This is a genomic window from Meiothermus sp. (assembly GCF_037443965.1).
Classification (GTDB): domain Bacteria; phylum Deinococcota; class Deinococci; order Deinococcales; family Thermaceae; genus Meiothermus.
Genome location: NZ_JBBINI010000002.1, coordinates 98,320 through 118,458 on the forward strand (window position 1 = coordinate 98,320; position 20,139 = coordinate 118,458).

The 20,139-nt window shown below is 59.6% G+C and carries 19 protein-coding genes; 1 reads left to right on the forward strand and 18 read right to left on the reverse strand.

What is annotated here, in order from left to right; all coding sequences use genetic code 11:
• Positions 1-47: 47 nt before the first annotated feature.
• The 17 genes from WKI89_RS01985 to WKI89_RS02065 form a co-directional block, all read right to left on the reverse strand.
• Positions 48-2,285, reverse strand: coding sequence for a proton-conducting transporter membrane subunit (locus WKI89_RS01985; protein ID WP_337867543.1), 2,238 nt, complete (start codon positions 2,283-2,285; stop codon positions 48-50).
• Positions 2,286-2,337: 52 nt separating this feature from the next.
• Positions 2,338-3,759 (reverse strand): NADH-quinone oxidoreductase subunit M, encoded by a 1,422-nt coding sequence (locus WKI89_RS01990; protein WP_337867544.1) that lies wholly within the window; start codon positions 3,757-3,759, stop codon positions 2,338-2,340.
• Entirely contained in the window at positions 3,756-5,588 is a 1,833-nt protein-coding gene (gene nuoL, locus WKI89_RS01995) for an NADH-quinone oxidoreductase subunit L (RefSeq protein ID WP_337867545.1), read from the reverse strand. The genes WKI89_RS01990 and nuoL overlap by 4 nt, the downstream gene beginning before the upstream one ends.
• Positions 5,589-5,591: 3 nt before the next feature.
• The gene (gene nuoK / locus WKI89_RS02000) at positions 5,592-5,882 is read right to left on the reverse strand and encodes an NADH-quinone oxidoreductase subunit NuoK (protein WP_337867546.1); all 291 of its coding nucleotides are present in this window, start codon (positions 5,880-5,882) and stop codon (positions 5,592-5,594) included.
• Entirely contained in the window at positions 5,879-6,478 is a 600-nt protein-coding gene (locus WKI89_RS02005) for an NADH-quinone oxidoreductase subunit J (protein ID WP_337867547.1), read from the reverse strand. The genes nuoK and WKI89_RS02005 overlap by 4 nt, the downstream gene beginning before the upstream one ends.
• A 155-nt stretch (positions 6,479-6,633) precedes the next feature.
• Entirely contained in the window at positions 6,634-7,221 is a 588-nt protein-coding gene (gene nuoI, locus WKI89_RS02010; protein WP_337867616.1) for an NADH-quinone oxidoreductase subunit NuoI, read from the reverse strand.
• Positions 7,222-7,225: 4 nt separating this feature from the next.
• The gene (locus tag WKI89_RS02015) at positions 7,226-8,401 is read right to left on the reverse strand and encodes a complex I subunit 1 family protein (RefSeq protein ID WP_337867617.1); all 1,176 of its coding nucleotides are present in this window, start codon (positions 8,399-8,401) and stop codon (positions 7,226-7,228) included.
• An 89-nt stretch (positions 8,402-8,490) separates the two neighbouring features.
• Complete coding sequence (locus tag WKI89_RS02020; protein ID WP_337867548.1) at positions 8,491-10,857, reverse strand: molybdopterin-dependent oxidoreductase; 2,367 nt, start codon at positions 10,855-10,857, stop codon at positions 8,491-8,493.
• Between the two features lie 8 nt (positions 10,858-10,865).
• Entirely contained in the window at positions 10,866-12,182 is a 1,317-nt protein-coding gene (gene nuoF, locus WKI89_RS02025; RefSeq protein WP_337867549.1) for an NADH-quinone oxidoreductase subunit NuoF, read from the reverse strand.
• Positions 12,179-12,730 carry an NADH-quinone oxidoreductase subunit NuoE gene (gene nuoE, locus WKI89_RS02030; RefSeq protein ID WP_337867550.1) on the reverse strand — a complete coding sequence of 184 codons (552 nt, stop codon included), beginning with the start codon at positions 12,728-12,730 and terminating at the stop codon, positions 12,179-12,181. The genes nuoF and nuoE overlap by 4 nt, the downstream gene beginning before the upstream one ends.
• Before the next feature lie 48 nt (positions 12,731-12,778).
• The gene (gene nuoD, locus WKI89_RS02035) at positions 12,779-13,942 is read right to left on the reverse strand and encodes an NADH dehydrogenase (quinone) subunit D (protein WP_337867618.1); all 1,164 of its coding nucleotides are present in this window, start codon (positions 13,940-13,942) and stop codon (positions 12,779-12,781) included.
• Positions 13,943-14,025: 83 nt separating this feature from the next.
• Positions 14,026-14,649 (reverse strand): NADH-quinone oxidoreductase subunit C, encoded by a 624-nt coding sequence (locus WKI89_RS02040; RefSeq protein ID WP_337867551.1) that lies wholly within the window; start codon positions 14,647-14,649, stop codon positions 14,026-14,028.
• Between the two features lie 16 nt (positions 14,650-14,665).
• Positions 14,666-15,205 (reverse strand): NADH-quinone oxidoreductase subunit B family protein, encoded by a 540-nt coding sequence (locus tag WKI89_RS02045; RefSeq protein ID WP_337867552.1) that lies wholly within the window; start codon positions 15,203-15,205, stop codon positions 14,666-14,668.
• A gap of 91 nt (positions 15,206-15,296) precedes the next feature.
• The gene (gene ndhC / locus WKI89_RS02050) at positions 15,297-15,656 is read right to left on the reverse strand and encodes an NADH-quinone oxidoreductase subunit A (protein ID WP_337867553.1); all 360 of its coding nucleotides are present in this window, start codon (positions 15,654-15,656) and stop codon (positions 15,297-15,299) included.
• A 216-nt stretch (positions 15,657-15,872) separates the two neighbouring features.
• A complete protein-coding gene (locus WKI89_RS02055; RefSeq protein WP_337867554.1) occupies positions 15,873-17,012 on the reverse strand; it encodes an AMP-binding protein in 1,140 nt (379 codons plus the stop codon).
• A 189-nt stretch (positions 17,013-17,201) separates the two neighbouring features.
• Positions 17,202-17,654 (reverse strand): hypothetical protein, encoded by a 453-nt coding sequence (locus tag WKI89_RS02060; protein WP_337867555.1) that lies wholly within the window; start codon positions 17,652-17,654, stop codon positions 17,202-17,204.
• A 122-nt stretch (positions 17,655-17,776) separates the two neighbouring features.
• Positions 17,777-18,109 carry a zf-TFIIB domain-containing protein gene (locus WKI89_RS02065; protein ID WP_337867556.1) on the reverse strand — a complete coding sequence of 111 codons (333 nt, stop codon included), beginning with the start codon at positions 18,107-18,109 and terminating at the stop codon, positions 17,777-17,779.
• A gap of 768 nt (positions 18,110-18,877) precedes the next feature.
• On the opposite strand from WKI89_RS02065, the gene WKI89_RS02070 reads away from it, so the two are divergent.
• Positions 18,878-19,252 (forward strand): hypothetical protein, encoded by a 375-nt coding sequence (locus WKI89_RS02070; RefSeq protein WP_337867557.1) that lies wholly within the window; start codon positions 18,878-18,880, stop codon positions 19,250-19,252.
• Positions 19,253-19,430: 178 nt separating this feature from the next.
• Here the strand turns inward: WKI89_RS02070 and WKI89_RS02075 are convergent, their stop codons facing one another.
• Entirely contained in the window at positions 19,431-20,138 is a 708-nt protein-coding gene (locus WKI89_RS02075) for a PucR family transcriptional regulator (RefSeq protein WP_337867558.1), read from the reverse strand.
• Position 20,139: the final 1 nt, after the last annotated feature.

The window sequence follows — 20,139 nt, forward strand, 5'->3', positions numbered from 1 at the left end:
ATAAGCGTAGGGGCGCAAACCAATGCACCCCTACGCTACCAAAAGGTCTACTGCACCTTGAGCGAGATGGTGATGAGGGGCGGCTCGGCCTCGGGCACCCCGGTTGGGCGTACCTCGTAGGTAATCTGACCTGGGCCGGGGTCGGAGAAGTAGCTCCAGCCGCAGGCAGCGCTCAAGGGTAGGTCTTTGCGCCCAATAACCCGATCCCCACGCTTGACCAGAACGGTATAGCTGCTGGCCGAGCCCACCCCGCCAAAGCGGAAGGGCCTCGAGACCGTACCCCCGGCCTGAAGGTTCGAGAGGGCAAAGTCTAGGTTGCAGGCAGCCCCGGCCTGGGCCTCGGGCACCTGTATGGAGATGCGGGCCCCGGAGGCGGCCCCTTCGGCCCGCACCTCGTAGACCCGCGTTCCGCTGGGAGGGGGCGGCACATTCAGGCTCCACTGGCCGTTGGCGTCGGCCGTGACCCGGCCCAGGCTGGCGCCGTCCTCGAAGATTTCCACCACCTGGCCGGGCGCGGCCACACCCCGGAGGACAAAACCCGAGGCCGAAACCGAGGCCCCATCCGCAGGCCCCGTAAAGGCAGGTTCCGCCGGAAGCGCGGCGGTCACGCGGACGCTGGCCCCGGTCATCTGTCCAGGGCGACGGGCCTCGTAGGTATGTGCACCGGGGGTCAGGGGCGGGAGCGTAAAGCTCCAGCGCCCATCGGGGCCTACCGTTACAGTGCCAAGGGCCGCGCCGTTGTCGAAGAGCTCGAGGGTCTCCCCTGGTTGGCCGGCCCCCTGCAGGGTATGGCTACCCAATGCCAGGGTCGAACCATCCGCAGGTCCGGTGATGGTTACAGCCGCTACCGCCGGGGTCAGCCCCGCGCTGAAGGCCCGCAAGCCCAGCCCCGGCAGCAGCGAGAGCAGACCCAACAGGGCCATGGCTCCCACTAGCATCCCCACCGCGGGCAGGCCCGTCCGCGTCGCGGGGGCCATCAGGGCCTGGGTCAGGCCTAGGGGGGCTGCAGTCACCGGCATACCCGGTGCTTCCGAGCTACCGTACTGGGCCAGGGCCGCCTCGGCTTCGCGGTCTTCGGCTTCCTGGGCCGGCGTGGGCTGGCTAAAAATCAGGAAGAAGGTCTTGAGGTAGTAGTAAGCGCCAATGGCCGAGGTGATGAGGGCCAGCACCACCAGTCCGAAGAACCCGGCCCGGGCCGCCTCCTGGAAGACCAGGTACTTGGCCCAGAACCCAGCCAGCGGGGGCAGCCCCAGCACCGAAAGAATGCCCAGCCCCAAGGCCCCGCCCAGCAGGGGTTTGCGGTACCACAAGCCCCGCAGACGCTCGAGCGGCACATCCTGGTTGGAGAGCATGGAGAGCACCGCAAAAATCAGGCCGGTGGCCAATCCGTAGGTCAGCAGATAAAACGGTACGGTGGCCTGCCCGGTGGGGCCAAACAGTCCCAGGCCGATGTAGCCGGCATTGGCGATAGAGGAGTAAGCAAAAAGCCGCTTGGCCTCGGTCTGGGAAAGAGCCCCCAGGTTCCCAAAGAGGGTGGTGAGGGCAATGAGGACGGCCATCCCGATACCCCAGGCCTCCAGGCCCTCGGGGGTAAAGATGCGCAGCATGGCCGCAAAAGCCGCTGCCTTAACCGCTGTGGCCATAAAGAGGGTAACCACCGTGGGGCTCCCCTGGTAAACGTCCGGCGACCACCACTGGAAGGGCACCATGGCGGTCTTGAAAGCAAAAGCCGCCATAATCAGAAACAACCCGGCCATGTAGAGCGGCCCCGAGCCGGTCGCGCCCACCGTAAAGCTCCCGGTCGCGCCGTAGTAGAGCGCGATCCCATAGAGGAACATGGCCGCCCCCAACGCCCCCAGCAGGAAGTATTTCAGGCCTGCCTCAAAACCTTTCTCATCGCGCTGCCAGGTGGCCAGTACGTACAGCGGCAGCGAGAAAGCCTCCAGGGCAATCAGCAGCACCACCAGGTTGGGGCTGCTGGCCATGATGTGCATACCCGCTACCGCAAACAGCACCAGCAAGGGGTATTCAAATTTCTTAGCAGGCCCCAGCAAAAGTGCCCACAACCCCCCCAGAATGGCCACCAGGGTCAGGCCGCGGGCCAGGGTATCAAAGCGGTAAAGGCCCCCAAAGGCCTCCACGGTCTGGCCCCAGTCCACCAGACAGAACAAACCTGCCAGCACCAGCGCCGCCACGGTCACGATGCGGTTGGCCTCGCGGGAGATGAGGAAGGCCAAGAGCGACAGCACGGTGGCGAAGCCTGCCAGCAAGTACAAAGTCAGCATCGCGCACCTCCCATCCGCGCAGAAGAGCTTAAAACCTGGCGCTTGCGGTCGGTCATGAAGCACCTCCAAAGAGCGCCGCAAGGGCCTTACCGAGGGGCTCGAGGTACACCGTGAAGAGCTTGGGGTAGAGACCCATCAGGAGCAGCACCCCTACCGTAACGGTAGCAAAGCCCCACTCACGGGCATCCAGATCGGGCACAGCCTGGGCCTGGGCATTCTCCTGAAAGAGTTTCTGGAAAGCTGTGAGCGCATAGGCCGCCGCAGCAATGACCGCCAGGAAGGCTAAAAAGGTAAGCCAGGGTGTAACCCGATAGGCCCCCAGCAAAGCCATTAGCTCACCGGGGAAGCCCGATAATCCCGGTAACCCAATCATGGCCATCAGGATGAACATGCCCAAGACGTAAAGCGCCGGGGTATGCCTGGCCAGGCCACGCACAGGAAGGATGTCCAGGCTGCCGGTGCGCTTGTACACCAGGCCCACGAACAGGAACATGGCCGAGCCATACACCATCGAGGCGCCCAGCAGGTACAGCGCACCCACCGTACCTTCCATGTTGCCGCTGAACAGGCCCAAAGCCGCAATACCCATGTGCGAGATTCCCGCGTAGGCCAGCAGGGTTTTCCAGTCGGTGACGCTAAAGGCCAGCCAGGCCGCATACAAAGCCCCAAATGCCGCAAGGAAGAGCAGGAGCCCCTGCCACTCCCGGAAACCTTCCGGCATCAACGGGATGGCCCATTTGAACAGAGCAAAAACGCCCACCTTGTACAGGGTGCCCATGGCGTCGGCCAGGCCGGAGGGGTGGTTCTGCTGGTGAAAACTAGGCAGCCAGGCGTGCAGTGGGAAGAGCGGCGTTTTGACGGCCAGAGCAATCAAAAAACCCAGGAAAGCCAGGGCCGCGGCCTGCCCGGTTAGGGGATGGGCCACCAGGTCGGTATAGAGGAAGCTTTCAGCCCCGCCCAGGTAGCGCACCGCGAAGATGGCAGCCAGCATGGGCAGCGAGCCCACCAGCGTAAAAAGCGCGAAGATGTAGATGGCCCGCAAGCGGTCGGCCCCCCCGTAAAACCACAGCATAAAGAGCGCGGGGATCAGCGTGGCCTCAAAGAAGGCGTAGAAGAAAATCAGGTCTTGGGCGGCAAAGATGCCCAGCAAGCCGGTCTGCATCATCAGGGCCAGGGCCAGGAAGCGCACCGGCACCTCGGCCACCCAGACCCCCAGCAGCACCACCAGGCTCACCGCAATCCACAAAAGCAAACCGGCCCCATCCAGCCCCACTGCATAGTAGACGCCCACCTCAGGCAGGAAGGGGGTCTGGCTGGCATACGCCACCCCCTGGCCCCCGTAGCCGGCAAACAGCACCACCCCGATGGCCAAGCTCACCGCCGCCGAGGCGATGGCAAAGGTGCGACCCAGGCTCGGCACCACAAAGAGCAGCAAACCCGCCAGGAGGGGTAACCACAGTCCAACATGAATCATCGCATCACCCCCCAGCCCACCAGCAGCACCAGGGCCACCAGAAGCCCGGCCAGATAAAAGCGCAAAGACCCGGTCTCGAGCCTCGCCAGCAGGCTCCCCAGCCCACCCATCAGGTTGCCCAGGCCGGCAAAGCCCGCCAGCAGACCCCTATCACCCCCGAATAAAAGCTCGGCCAGTCCTTTGGCCGGATTCACCAAGAGGGTGTTGTACAGGGCGTCGGCATAGAAGCCTTGCAAGGCCGCCGCCTGGAAGCGCTCGTACCAGGCCGGCATCTTCTGCTGGAAGAAACGGAAGCCCCAGGCCAAAGCTGCGATGGCCACCACCGCCGAGGTGAGGATTAGCACCCATTCGGTAAGCACGGGTAGCTTCTCGTGCGGGAAGTCCCCGATGGCTTTGGTTAGGAACGGCTCAATAAAGTTCTTGTAGTCAATCACGTAGGGAAGACCGATAAACCCGACCCCTAGTGCGCCCACACTGAGGATGTGGTTGGGCCAGAGCATCACCGGTGGGCTTTCGTGGGGATGCTCCTTGCCGCGGTAGTCGCCCCAGAAGACCACCACGTACCAGCGGATCGAGTACAGCGCGGCCAGCACCGAAGCCACCAGCATCAAGAACCAAAGCCAGGGGCCATACTCGAAGGAGTAGGCCAGGATGGCGTCCTTCGACCAGAACCCTGCCAGCGGCACCAGACCGCCCGAGGCAAAGGTGGCGATCAGGCCGTGTAGGTGGGTGGCGGGCAGGTACTTGCGCATGCCGCCCATCTTTCGTACGTCCTGCTCGCCCCCCAGGGCGTGAATCACCGAGCCCGAGGCCATGAACATCAGGGCTTTGAAGAAGGCATGGGTCACGATGTGGAAGATGGCCACCCAGTAGGCCCCAACCCCTACCGCCACAAACATGAAGCCGAGCTGTGAGAGGGTCGTGTAGGCCACGATGCGCTTGATGTCCCACTGGCCCAGTGAGCACAGCGCCCCGTAAAAGGCTGTTAGGAGGCCGATGGCCACAATCAGGCCCGACAAGAAGGCGTCGTCGTGCAGCATGAAGGCGTGCCGCACCAGCAGGTAGACTCCCGCCGTGACCATGGTGGCCGCATGGATCAGCGCCGAGACCGGGGTAGGGCCCGCCATGGCGTCGGGCAACCAGACCATTAAAGGGACCTGGGCACTCTTGCCGATGGCCCCGATCAGCAGAAAGAAACCAGCCAGGGTAAGGGTGGTAAAGCTGTACCCCCCGGCCTCCACCTTCTCCACCAGCTCGGAAATGGAGAGGGTACCGAACATGCTCCACAAGAGGCCCATGGCCAGCAAAAAGCCCAAGTCGCCGATGCGGTTGACGATAAAGGCCTTGCGGGCCGAGTCGGCATTGACCCGCTCCTGGTACCAGAAGCCAATCAGCAGGTAGGAGGCCAGTCCCACCCCCTCCCAGCCGATGAAGACCACCGGCAGGCTATCGCCCAGGATGAGCACCAGCATGGCCGCAATAAACAGGTTGAAGTAACTGAAGAAGCGGCTGTAGCCAGGGTCGCCGTGCATGTAGCCGATGGCCCAGACGTGGATGAGGAAACCCACCCCGGCCACCACCATCAGCATCACGCCGGAAAGGTTATCGAGGTTGAGGCTGAAGGGGATTCCCGGCAGCCACTCCGAAAGCGTCCATTTACCCCCTCCTTGCAAGAGTACGAACAGGCCCAAGAGGAAACTGCCCAGCACCAGCAAGGAGGCCAGCCAGCCTGCGGTGGGTTCTCCAATACGTTTGCCAAATAAACCCAGAATCACAAACCCCAGCAGGGGCAGTGCGATGATCAGGGGTAGAAGAAGGGTCTCTTGCACGTTTTACCCCCTCAGTTGCCGCAGCTCGTCTACACTGGTGGTCTCGCGGCGGCGGAAGATAGCCACAATCAGACCCAGGCCCACCGCCACTTCTGCTGCCGCAATGGCGATAATGAAGAGCACCACCACCTGGGCATCTAAGCTGCCGGTGAGCTTGGAGAAACTTATTAACGAGAGTGCAGCCGCATTCAACATCAGCTCGATAGAAAGGAACACCAAAATAGCCGTTCGTCGCGTGAGCGCCCCATAAGCCCCAATCGAAAACAGCAAAGCGGAAGCTACCAGCCAGATCATCGCTTCACCACCGCCTTCTCATCTTTCTGCTCAGCCAGGGGTGGATTGGGCTGGCCATCGCGGCGGGGATGGGCTGAATGGCCAGTGGCTGCGATGATGCGCTCGGGTTCCACCAGCACCACCGCAGCGACCGTTGCCACCAACAGCAAGAAACCTACCGCCAGAAGTGCATAGAGCCATTTCTCAGGGTCGTACAGCAGTGGCCCCAGTGCTTGAGGTAGACCGCCACCCAGAGAAGGTGGGCCAGTTGGCGGCTGAAAACGGGTCACAGCAAAGATCAACACCCCAGCCAGACCTAATGCACCAAGGCCCGCAACCCAGGGCAGCCGGGGCATCAGATCCTGGCCGACATTGGCATTGGCTGCCGAAAGCAACATGATCACAAACAAAAACAGCACCACAATCGCCCCGGCATATACGATGATCTGCACCATAGCCACGAAGCGGGCTTCCAGTGCTACATAAACACCTGCCACCACCAGAAAGTTGGCGATCAGTGCGATGGCCGCATGCACGGCATTTTGCAGCCGCACCACCGCAATAGCGCTGCCTGCCAGCAACAGCAGCGCGAGGATTTCCCAAAAACCGACACTCATTGATTCCTCCAAGGGAGCCCTGGGTTTAGGGTCGAGCATCCAGGGTCAAGCATAACCTGGGAGATTCTAACCCTAATTTGGGTTTGTGAAGCACCTGCAACGGGCTTTGGATTCATCTTGCCTCGAGGCTCAACCCTAAACACAAAGCCCTCTACTCACTTTTTCGGCTTGGGTGGATTCACACCCTCGAGTTCGGGCCGTGCATAGGGCACACTGTAGCCTTTCTTGACGGGCTTGCCCGTATAGGCAGCCTCGCGTCGCTGTGGCTTGGTGCCCTCCACCCCGACCAGCATGTCCTCCTTGCCGTAGACGAAGTCGGAGTAACGGTAGTCGGCCATCTCGAAGTCGTAGCCCATCACCACAGCACTCGTGGGGCAGGCCTCCTCGCACAACCCACAGAAGATGCAGCGCAACATGTTGATTTCGTAGACCTTGGCGTAGCGCTCACCTGCGCTCACGGGGTTATGGGGGTCGTTCTCAGCAGCCTCGACGTAGATGGCGTAGGCCGGGCAGACCGCCGCGCACAGCGAACAGCCGATGCACTTTTCCAGGCCATTGGGGTGCCGGGTCAGCACGTGCCGCCCGTGGAAGCGCGGCTTGAGGGGCACCGGAGCATCCGGATAGGGAATGGTCACGGGTTTAGAAAACAAGGCTTTGAGCGTGATACCCATGCTTTGGGCCAGTGCAGCAATGCTCATGTTCCAACTCCTTTCGCTAGACCTAGGCGCTACATGCCCAGTTATGTAATCAATCTCCTGCCCCCATGCGGGGCACAACGCTGGGTTTGGGTCGAGCGTTCAGAATCACGTATATCGAGAAAGCAATCATGCTCAGCAACGATAACCAGCCCAGGACTGCCGTGGGCAGCTTGAAAGCCACCACAAAGGCTGCCACCATGAACCAAGCCAGCGCAAATGGGAACAAGCGCCCCCAGCTAAAGACCATCAGCTGGTCGTAGCGCAGGCGGAAAAGCGTACCACGCACCCAGATAAAGAAGAATAAAAACAACGCGATCTTGGCAAACATCCACACATACGGCAGCGCAAATAGGGGGCCGAGAATGGGAATTTGCTCCATGAAACCGGGCATCCGCCAGCCTCCTAGGAAAATAGTGGGGATTAGGGCCGCAGCAGTGATGAGGTGAATATACTCGGCCATCTGGAACAAGGCCCACTTGATCGAGCTATATTCGGTGTTATAACCCCCTACCAATTCCTGTTCGGCCTCGGGAAGGTCGAAGGGTGTGCGGGCAGCTTCGGCCATGCTGGTCAGGAGGAAGATGGCAAAAGCCGGGAGCATGTACAGAATCAGCCAGCCATTTTCGTACTGCCAGTTCACAATGTGCTGGAGGTTCAGCGACCCCACCAGCACCACCGGCGCAACCAGGCTAACGCCCAAGGCCAGCTCATAGGAAATTAGGGAGGCCGAGGATCGCAGTGAGCCCAGAAGCGAATACTTGGAATTGGAGGCCCAACCCGCCAAGAAGATGCCGTAGATGGCCATCTCGGAAACCGCAAACACATACAAGATGCCCACGTCCAAGTTGATCACCCAGGGGTCGTAGCCAAAGAAAGCATCCTTGGGGCCAAAGGGGATCAGGCCAAAGGTGAGCACCGCAAAGGTGACCGAGATCATGGGGGCCATGACAAAAATCACCTTGTCCGCTTTGGTTACGACCAGGTCTTCCTTGAAGATGGACTTAATAGCGTCGGCCAAGGGCTGGAGCAGGCCGTCGGGCCCTACCCGGTTGGGTCCCTGGCGGATCTGGATGCGGGCCAGCAGGCGCCGCTCGATTAGGGTCATATACGCAAATGCGGTCAGCAGGCCAAAAATCACCAAGAAGGCCTTGATGCCCACCATCCACAAAGGGTCGGTGGCCTCGGCATCGGCAGGAGCCGCTTGGGCCGCCAGGGCAGTACCCATGACAAACGTTGCGCTGCTCGAGATCAGCTTTTGAACCGTTGATCTAAGTCGCTTTGGGTCTTCGACTTTGGGCATTGGGCGTTTGTCTTTCACGCTTCACCTCCCACCAATACCCGGGCCTCTACCTTGCGACCCGCCCAGGCTCCCAGTGCAGGCAAATACATCGCGCCCTCGGGAAGGCCAGGCACCACCTTGACCTCGAGTTTCTCTACACCCATCGGCGTTTCCAACTCAACCAGGTAACCATCGGCTAGGCCGTTGGCCTTGGCAGTCTCTGGGCTCATTTCCAGCCTAACCTCCACCACCTTGGCTACTGCACCTACCAACTGCTCGCGTCGCCACATGGTTGGACGTAGGTACAGTGGCCCCTGGGTCACATCCGACTCGGAGGCAGCCCACCCGGTCGTCTTGGGCATCCAGCGCTGCATCACGGACGGGAGTTTGTGTTTCTCGAGGAGCAGCCTGGTAGCTTGACGAACCAGACGAACGGGGGTCTTTACCCCTGTAACCTCCGCAATCAAGCCCAGTGCCGCAACTGCGCCATCTGCCTCGCCATTGTTGATGCCAGCGGGCTCCAATGGCAGCACCCGGCCTTCCAGATTTACAGTGTGGCCCCGCTTTTCATAGGCGGTCTGGTTTGGCAACACCACATCGGCATACTTCTCGGCCAGCGCATGCCGGTGGGTCAGATGCAAGATACGGAACGAAGCCGCTTTGAGCTGGGTCTCGCTGGGTAGGAAAGCATAATAGACTGCCCTAGCCCCGGTTTCCATCCAGCCTGCCCCGCCCTTACCTGGGAACAGACCCAGCACTTCCAGGCCCCTGGCATTGGCAGCCGGGGTCATACACATCACCTTGGCATTGGTACGTTCAGCCAGTTGGCGGGCTTTCATGGCCGCATCGGGATGATTGAGCACCCCAGCCCCCAGCACCAAGACGATCTTCTCGCTAGCCGCCAGCTTGCTCTTGACCCAGGCCACCTGTTCGCCCAACCCAGTAGGGGCTTCGGTCTCACCTAGCAAAGCCGAGAGCAAGGCCGCCTCTGCCCCTGGGGCATGCACCGCTTTCGCCCCAGCCCATTTGGCGGTGTTGGTCGGGTATGCGCTGAAGAGGGCCAGTTTGTCGGTCAAGCGCGGCATCCGCTCTTTGATGCTGAGGTCTGCAAAGGGGGTGCCGTGGTTCAACTTGGGTAATGGCTTGAGACCACGACTAAACTCCGAGAGGCGGAGATGTAGGGTGGGCGCTTCTTCGGCGGGCTCACCCAAGACCAGCACAAACTGCGCGTCCAAGAGTTCATCGAAGCTGGCCGGAGCAAAAACTGCGGTGGGAAAGGCGGTACGCCCCTGGAAGTCGCGGTGGCTACTACCCAGTGCGTTCGCCAGTTCTAGCGCTGCCAGCCCTTCTTCCAAAGAACTGCTGCCTCCCAGGTAGATGCCAATGTCAGTCTTGGCAATACCATCCAGACCGCTCCGGATTGCAGTTAGGGCTTCTTCCCAGGTGGCCTCCACTAGCTTTCCATCTTTGCGGACCAGCGGTGAGCGCACCCGGTTCTCATTCACCCATTCGTGACCAAAGCGGGCAGCGTCCGAGATCCAGACCTCGTTCACCTCGCGGCGTTCGGCAGCCCGGATGCGCTCGAGCAACCCACTGCGGGTATCTACGGTAATGGCAGCCCCACTGGCATCGTCCATCGAGGTAGTCTCGGTGGAGTCATACTCCCAGTTGCGTGCACGAAAGCGTGCGGTCTGGTCGAGCAAAGCACCTACTGGGCAGATGTCCACGATATTACCCGTGAAATTGGAGGGCAAGCCGTCATCTTCGCTGTTGATGAAGGTGTGCACCCCCCGCTCGATGAAGTCGAGCACTTCATCCCCAGGAACCTCTTCGAAATAGCGCACACAGCGCTTGCAGTGAATGCAACGCTCCCGGTCGAGAACAATGAACTCCGAGAGCGAGTGGTGTTTGTCCACATGCCGCCGGGTCATCTCGAAGCGGGTATATATGGGCAGTTCCATCGGGTCGGGTTGGTAGAACTTTTCTACCAGTCCGTACTCGTAACTGCGGTCTTGTAGCTCACAGGCACCGCCCTTGTCACAGGTAGGGCAGTCGAGCGGATGATTAAAGAGTGTGAGTTCGACCATTCCCGACTGGGCGTGTTTTACCTCGTCGGAAAGGGTATCAATGCTCATCCCATCGCTGATAGCCGTTACACATGCAGCCACCAATTTGGGCATCCAAAAAATCTTAGGCTGCCCATTTTCCAATATGAAATTGCCATCCGGCCCCTTACGAGGGCCCCCCGTTTTGACCAAGCACATCCGGCAGGCTCCCACGGGTGAGAGGTGTTTCTCGGCACAGAATAGCGGCACGTCGTAGCCAGCATGGAAGATCGCATCCATCACCGAGGTACCGCCCGGAACTTCGACGGTTCTATCGTTTATGGTTACTTTGGCCATTCCCCACATCACCCCCAACGGCTTCCTAGGCGCTCGACGGGCTTGCCCTTCTCCACCACATCCACAAATTGGTTGCGGAAGTGCTTGAGGCTACCGCGCACCGGCCAACAGGCCGCATCCGCTAGGGCACAGAAGCTACGGCCTTCAATCTGATCGAGCATATTTTCCAGCAGCTCTACGTCCCCCTGCTGACCCTGTCCAGTGCCTATCTTCTCAAACAGGCTGACCATCCAACCCGAAACCCCCTCGCGACAGGGGGTGCACTTACCACAGGATTCGTGACCGTAGAAGCGGGTGACGTTCCACATGGCGTCTACCATGCTCATGCTGGCCGGAATGCCAATCACCCCCCCGGTACCTAGGAGTGAGCCTTTGGCGCTGATGGATTCGTAATCCATGGGGGTATCAAGAATTTCGTCGGTCCAAGGCAGTGGCGGGCAGGAAGAACCCCCAGGGATGAGGGCCTGGATGGGCTCGGTGGGGCCACCCGCATAGTCGAAAAGTAGCTCACGGAAGGTAGCGCCCAACGGCAGCTCGTACACCCCAGGGCGCTGGAAGGGGCCCGAGACCTGGAAGAGCTTATGGCCCTTGGATTTTTCCGTGCCCATGCTAGCAAACCAGTCGGCCCCGCGCTCGATGATGTGCACCACTGAGCAGAGCGACTCGACGTTATTTATGGTGGTAGGCATCCCCCACAGGCCGGCCTGGGCGGGGAAGGGGGGTTTCATGCGGGGATTGGCCCGCAACCCTTCCAGTGAGTTCATCAAAGCAGTCTCTTCACCACAGATATAAGCCCCAGCCCCACGATGTATATAGAGATCGAACCTGAAGCCGGTACCCATCACATCTTGACCCAGATAACCCTGGCTATAGGCTTCCTGGATGGCCGCAACCAAGCGGTCGTAGGCCCGCAGGTACTCGCCGCGAACATAGATATAGCCTTTGTTGGCTTGAATTCCTACCCCTGCGATCATCATGCCCTCGATGAGCTGGTGGGGATCGTCTTCCATCAGGTAGCGGTCTTTGAAGGAACCCGGTTCCGACTCGTCGGCGTTGCAGACGATGTAGTGCTGCTTGCCGGTGTTTTTGGGCATGAAGCTCCACTTGAGCCCGGTGGGGAAGCCCGCCCCACCGCGCCCGCGCAGGCCGGACTTCTTGACCTCCTCGATCACCCAGTCCTGGCCCTGGGCGATGGCATTGCGGATGGCCTGGTAGCCGCCGTGAGCTAGGTAATAGCTGAGCGTCCAGGAGTTGGGCTGGCCCACATGCTTGTAGAGGGTCTTCTCGAAGCGGGGATCTTTTCCGCTCACAATGGGGCCGGTCATGCGCCCACCTCCTCCCCACGCACGTGTACCTCGTGCCCCACCTTGCCAGGTAGCACGATCTCCTCGAGCTTCGTCCCTTCCCGCAAGCCCTGCAGAAGCGCGTGCAGCCGGGCCTTGGTCACACACTCCACATAGGGCTCATCGTTGACCTGGATCACCGGCGCGGTGTGGCAGGAGCCCAGGCACTCCACCTTCTGAATGCTGAAGAGCCCGTCGGGGGTCACCTCCCCGCGCAGGATGCCCAGCTCCTGCACCAGCTCGTCCCACAGCTCGTCGGCCCCACCAATGGCACAGCTCAGGGTGGCACACACCTGCAGGTGGTACTTGCCGGTGGGCAGGGCCTGGTAGTAGCTGTAAAAGCTCATCACCCCAGCTACCTCGGTCGCGGTGATGCCTAAGATTCGGGCGATCTCCTCCTGGCGCTCAGGGGAGATCCAGACCTCGTCCTGCTGTACCCGCCGCAGCATGGGCATGAGGGCCGCCCGCCGGTCGGGGTACTGCGCGAATACCTCGCTTAACCAGTCTTGCTTATCGTCGAAAAATCCCATATGCCTCCGCATCATCGGGGGCCTGGGCGCGCCAGCCCCCTGCACAACTCACCGATCCACATCCCCCATCACCGGGTCTAAGGATGCGATTACCACCACCATGTCGGCCATCTGTACGCCCTTGCAAGCATAGGGCAGGCTTTGCAGGTTCACAAAGCTGGGCGCCCGCACTTTGACCCGGTAGGGCATGGAACCCCCGTCGGAAACGATGTAGTAACCGAGCTCGCCCCGCGCGCTCTCAGTGGGCACGTAGACCTCACCCAGGGCTGGGTGGAAGCCCTCAGTGACCAGCTTGAAGTGGTAGATTACCGCCTCCATCGAGGTCTCCAGCAGGTGGCGGGGCGGCAGCGAGATCTGCGGGTTGGGGTCGCGGATGGGGCCTGGCCCGAGGGCCTCGAGCCGCTCCACGGCCTGCCGGATGATCTTGACCGACTCGCGCATCTCCAGGATACGGATCACCATCCGGTCGAAGACATCGCCCCCCGTCAGCACCGGTACGTCGAAGTTGTAGGTCTCGTAGCCCGCGTAGGGATAGGCCTTGCGCACATCGTAGTTGACCCCCGAGGCCCGCAGGCTACCCCCGGTGAGGGAAAGGTTGATGGCCACCTCGGGGGGTATCACCGCCACACCGCGGGCGCGCTCGTAAAAGATGGGGCTTTCCCGGAACAAAGCCTCGTACTCGTCAATCCGGGCCGGCATCTGCGCGATGAACTTCTTCACCTCACCCAAAAACTCCGGCGGCAGGTCTTCCTTGAGGCCGCCAATCCGGATGTAGTTGTGGTGAAAGCGCTGGCCCGAGACCCACTCAAACAGGTCGAGCACCGCCTCCCGTTCGCGGAAAGCGTAGAAGAACGGCGTCAGCGCGCCAAAGTCCAGCAAGCCCGTCCCCAAGAAGACCAGGTGCGAGGCGATGCGGGAAAGCTCGTTGAGCATCACCCGGATGGCCTGGGCCCTGGGGGGCACCTGGGCCCCCACCAGCTTTTCCACGCTCAGGGCATAGGCCAGGTCGTGGCTAAAGCTGTGCAGGTAGTCCATGCGGGGGGTGTAGGTGATGCACTGGGTGTAGGTGCGGTGCTCCATGTTCTTCTCGAAGCCGGTGTGGAGGTAGCCGATGTGAGGGGTCAGGCGCAGAATCTGCTCCCCCGATAGATCCACCACCACCCGCAGCACCCCGTGGGTCGAGGGGTGCTGGGGCCCCACGTTGAGGGTCATGACCTCGGATTTGAGCTCTGGTGCATCGGCGATGTCGTAGGCCTCCACCGAGGGGCTGTGTAGCTTTTGTGGATCGCGCACCATCAGTTGCCTCCCTTCACAACCTTCTGCACCTCAGCGGCCACGTCCTGGTAGCCCTTGCGGGTACCCCCCCGCCAGCCGGTCATGCCGCCTTTATCGCCAGACAGGCCGGCCCGGAAGGCATCGGGGTCAATGAAGCGGCCCTCTTTGAACAAGGTAGGGGTCTCGCCCAGGGGGAAGTCCTTGCGCAGGGGGTGGCCTTCCAGGTCTTCGGGGGTCAGGATTTTGCGCAGGTCGGGGTGGCCCTCAAAGCGGATGCCCAGCAGGTCGAACACCTCGCGCTCGAGGTAGTCGGCGCCCATCCACAGGTCGGTCAGGCTGGGCAGGCTGGGGTTGGCCTCGGGCAGGTAGACCCGAATAAACACCCGGCTGCCATCACCCCCCTGGTAGCCCGGCAGCGAGACCAACTCGTACACCACGCAAAAACGTTCGGGCTTCGGATGGGGATAGGTTAGATAATCGATTCCCACCACATCGGCCAGGTAGTTCCAGCCTTTATTTTTGAGATCGGCCAGCAGGGGTTTGAACTCGGCTTTGGGCACTACCACCCAGGTGTTGCCGTGGGCCTCCTCAACGGCCCAGCCGTTGGCGCGGGCTTGGTTTTTGAACTCGGTTAGCCTTTGCATGTCCACCTCGAGCGCCCTAGCGCTTCCAGCCCTCCACCTTGGGCAGCTTGCGCCCCTGGTCGTCACGGGCCTTGCCCTGGATTTTTTTCTGAAGCTGCATCACCGCGTAAATGAGGGCTTCGGGCCGGGGTGGGCAGCCCGGCACAAACACGTCCACCGGCACCACGCTGTCCACGTTTTGCACAATGGCATAGTTGTTGAACATGCCGCCCGAGGAAGCACAGGCCCCCATCGAGATGACCCATTTGGGGTCGGGCATCTGATCGTAGACCCGGCGCATCACCGGGGCCATCTTTTTGGAAAGCCGCCCGGCCACGATCATCACATCAGCTTGGCGGGGCGAGGCCCGGAAGACCTCGGAACCAAAGCGGGAGAGGTCGTTGCGGGCATCGGTCGAAGCCATCATCTCGATGGCGCAGCAGGCTAGGCCAAAGGTTGCGGGCCACAGGCTGTTGGAACGCCCCCAGGCAATCAGCTTCTCGAGGGTAGTAAATAGGATACCCTCGTTCTCGAGTTCCTGAACATCTTTTGTAAAAAGGTCTGCAATGGTTGCCATGTATGTTTCCCTCCGGAAACCGTCTAGGGTTGGGTGTGAAGGGTCAAGGGCAAATGACACTTGACTCCGGACTCTTTCCCCTCGAAGCCTATCAATGCCACTTCATCACACCCTTGTACCATTCGTATAAGAAACCCACAAACAACAACACCGTAAACACCAACAAGCCCCAGAAACCGACCACTCCCACCGTACCTGCGCTCACCGCGTAGGGCCACAGAAAAGCCACTTCCACGTCGAAGATGATGAAGAGCATGGCCACCGCATAGAAATGTACCGGGAAACGTTTGACTTCACCGGCGGGGTCGTTGCCCGATTCGTAGGGCATTAGTTTGAAACGTCCACCTTTTTTGGGGCCAAGAATCGCTCCCACCACGGTTGCCAGAACAGCAATCCCGATCGCAACTGCCAGGTATACCAGTAGGGCTTGGTACTCACTTATGGGTGACATGCGCCTCCTCTATGGGTGGCCGAGCTTGTGCCTATCTTCACGAGTTCTGGTAAAGCCCAGCAGCCCGACCTTCTGTCGCCAACATCTTACACTTCTACCTTCACGACGCAACAACGTTGTTACCAAGAAGATAGTTTGGAATGTACACAAAGATTGTGGACGAACCCACCGATAGCGCCTCCTATGCATAAAAGGGGGCGCTGGGTTGGAAGGACTTCAGTAGCGCTTATCCACCAAGGGCGGCCCCTCCAGGGCCGGATCGGCCTGGATATCGTCGAGGCGAATGCCCGTGGCTTGTTGCAGGGCCGGGCCAAGCTGGGGTGGAACGGCTTCGGCCTTGATGCGCAGGGTTAGCTTGTCGGTTCCACCCTCTTTGGTTTCCACCACCAGTTGTGCGCCGGTACGGGGGTCAATACCAAAAGCCATGAGCAGCGGGGCCAGCTCGGTAGGGTACAGCTTGACCCCCTTCACCTTGACCATCAGATCGGTGCGTCCAATCACCCCCCTGGGAAGGCGAATAAGACCGTCCTGCCGGGTTACCACTGCCAGGTCACCGGTGCGGAAACGAACCATAGGCATCAGGGTGCGCGACAGCGCAGTGATGACCATCTCCCCTTTTTCACCATCGGGGCTGGGTTGCAGGGTTTCGGGATCGAGTATTTCGATGATGGCCATTTCCGGTATTTCCATCAAACCGTTCTTTTCCAGGCCCTCCCCCGCCACAACCCCAAGCTCGGAGGTTCCATAGGCATCCACCGCAACCCCTCCGATGGCTTGTTCTAGTTTTTCACGGTAGCCAGGAACCGAGGTAAAGGGTTCTCCACCCGCCATCAACAGCTCGAACCTACCGCCAGCCTGGGCTATTTTCATAGCAAAGCTGGGATTGCAGACCAAAATCTCGAAGCCATACTGCTGTTGCAACTGAACGATTCGTTCAGCCTCGCCAGGGCCGTGCGGCAACACCATCGCGCCAGCCTGCTGCAGCGCTTCATGGAATAGCCAGCCGCCCGCAAAAATATGATAGCCAAAGGCCACCAGGGCTTTCTTACCCCTTACACCCAAACGGCGCATCTGCGAGGCCAGGGCCTCGGCCTGATAGGCCACATCTTCAGCAGACAGGTACTCGGGCATCCAGCCAATAGCCGGACTGGGGGTCAGGTGCATTAGAACCGCCCCTTGCGGAGGCTGAGGATGGGCCTGGATATACGCCAACCATTCCTGGCGGGTGGTGAGGGGTAGGCTGGCAATGTTTTCTAGTGTAATACTCGAAGGATCCACTCCACTCAGTTTTTGCGCATAGACTGGATGTTTTTGGGCAGCGGCAATCACGGTACGAAGGCGTTGGGCTCGATCCATAGGGGTAGCTCCTTGCTTAAGACTGCTGGGCAGATTATACGGTTTACAAGAAACCCAAGAAATTAAGTTACGCCCAGATGGGGCAAAAGTCTGGCCGTTTAGATTTACTGCCTACAGGACGTCACCTGCCATGATAATCGGTCAGTCTCCACCTAAATCTGTCGTGCGTGTCAGACGAGCGGCTTTCGATCAACGCTTGTAAAAGGGCGGCTCAGCAGCGATCATGATCGGCACTGGAAGGTTATCGGGAAGATAGAGCACTCTTGCCACCGGAAACACCCGAAAACGCAAACGTCGCAACTCACCTTGTTCAAACACAAAAACTGGCCCCAACGCTAGGGTCTGACGCTCGGGCCAGTAGAGCCAGAAGCCCTCAAGTTCTTGGGGTTTGCCACCAAGGTTAATTTGCTGGGAGAAACTTCCATCTGCCCTTAGTTTCAAGGTTGTTGATCCCAAAGCGTGAAGCTGGTCATACACCCCAATCATCGCATGCTGCGGAATTCCCACCCCTGTGGACATCCAGCAAGCCCCACCCATCAGAGCCAACAAAGGGATGACGAAAAAAAGAACCCGAATGATCGAAAGCATGGCCATCAGACGCGCCGGCGGTAGGTTGAGTTTGACCGACGGGTGGGGAGGCATCCTCGGATAGAGCCCTTCCCTGGTGCAGTACTCGAGTAGCTTTTGGCTGGTGCAAAGTGCAGAAATACAGCCTAGACTTTCTTTTTCAAGGTGCGCCTAGCCGCTGGTTCGTCAAGACCGCTCTAGTCAAAAAGGTCGAAGAGTCTGCCCAACTTGCTTTTCTTCTTACCCTGGCGCTTGTAGTACTCATCGTCGTCGGTGTCGTAGGGATTGCGCTGATGGGCTGGCGGAGGGGTATAGCCCTGTGGCTGCGGCGGGGCGTACTGCTGGCGGCGGTAGCTCTCGAGTTCTGCCTCGTATTCTTGTTCATACTGGCGCACCTGGCCCAGCAGTTTTTCCATCTCACCGCCATCCAACCAAACTCCCCGGCATTTGGGACAGACATCAATATGCACGCCGTTGCGCTGGATTTCATTCATTCCGGTTTCGCAGTTTGGACAGATCAGAAGGGGCATATATTCCTCCGCCCTAAGGCTGACAGAAAAAGAACTGTGCAAAAAGGACGGGGCTGCTATTCAAAAAGCCGATTTTGCCCTACAGTAGTGAAGTAAAAATACCCGTTCAGGACTCATAAACCTCATACTACTAAGCGTTCCGTGCCTGCTCTAAATCGCTCCTTGAGTCCTCGAGATTTTCAATGCCCACCGGCAAGCGCAAAAAAAAGCATCGTGCAGTCCTAGTGCTCCGGTATTTTAATTCTTGGGATGGATTTGGCTCCCCTAATATCTGGGAGTTGCTTTGAGCGCTTCATTTTGGGAACTTCACTGCATATCAATCCCTAACTCAGAACTTGCAGTCATACAAAACCGCGCAAACCAGGCAACATCAGGCATAAGAACCCCGTCATTCCGAGGCGTAGTGGGCCGAGGAATCTGTTGGGGTACGGTTAAGAAAATCGCCTTTATCCGCGCCGTATCAGATTCCTCCTTCATCGGAATGACAGGTGCCCAGTGATGGGAGCTCGAGGATTCATGCACGGGATTCTTAGGTGCAAGTCTTGAGACTTACCAAACCACTAGCCTTTCACGTTCGTTTGGTGACAAAAACCGGAGAGAACTGCTAAGCCAGAATTGATGCTGCGCTACTGCAAACCCCGGACAGTCCGTGGACAGTCTGGGTAGCCACGTAGGGCACCCATCAATTCCCTCAGGCGTTACATCGGCCAAACCATGGCGGTTGAAAATCACTAGGCGTTCGCAAACATCGTCCTATACTTCAAGGCGATGAGCACCCTTCTCGTCCCACTGTTAATCACTTTTGCGCTGGGTGTAGCCGCATTTCTTGCTCACCGCACCATGAACCAGATGCACCGCCGCTTGCTCGATTCCGAGTTGGGTGGGCGCGAGTACAACCACCTGAGCGATCATGACCGCTATTTCCTCAACGAGACCGTCAATCTCAAGTTCCACCAGTCTATCGGTGGCAAGCTGGCTTCTTTTGTGCTGCTGTATGCTTATCCAACGCTTTTTATCGGCCAGAAAATACTAGGCCGTACCCAGTGGAGCGCCGTAGAAGTCATTGGCGGCTCGTCGCTGTTCTACTTTTTGCTGCTGGCCCTAGTGGGTCTAACCACCCAGGTTATCTGGCTGCAAGGCTAGTCAGAACGGTCACTGGGAAAACCCAGTACAACGGTTTTCGTTGCGCTGGGTCAATTACGCGGCATGGCGTGCGTAGTAATGGTGAGAACCACGATCAGAACGCACCATATCCAGGACGGGTTCTTGAGGGAAGCTTTATGTCTGTGCCAAGGTGGTTCGCATGAGCAGGCTCCCTTGATTAGCGCTTGAGCAACTCCAGCGCCACCCACAACCCCAGCCGCCGCTCGGGGCTGTCCAGATTGCCCAGCATGCCCTTAAGCTGCTCCAAACGGTAGTAGATACTCTGCCGACGCACCCCTAGCTTGCGGGCCGTTTCAGCAATGTTGAACTGCGAAGTCAGCAGGGCTTCCAGGGTAGCCAGCAAGGTACTTCGGGGTCGGTTGGGCAGGCTCAAGATAGTGCCCAGTTGACGTTGCAAAAAGCTTCGATCGCGGCCTGTCTCGACCAAGGCTTCCAGCAGCGAGTCCAAGAGCGGCTCTTCCGTATCTATCCCAGGTCGCAAAATCCGCTCGTGGGCAGCGCGGGTTAGATCGGCAAAGCGTACCTCGGTATGAAACACCAGGATAGGGAATTGCAGCATGCGGGCCGTTAGCAGCATCTCGGCAGGCACTTCCTGTAACCACTGCACCAGCTCGAGGGCCAATCCCCCAACGCCAACCTCTACCAACGAACGCACATACGCCACACGGGCCTCTGAGGTGGCGCGGGATAGCTCGAGGCCGGTGGAAAGCACCAGCTCGCCCCCCGACAGCAGCCGGGCCACATCCAGTACCTCGGCCACGTGTACCCAGGTGATATAGGCCTCGAGTTTAGACTGCCCCGACAGCAACTCCGCGCCCGCAAAGGCAGGGAGCTCGAGAATCTGGCGTAGGGTGGGCAGGTGCATA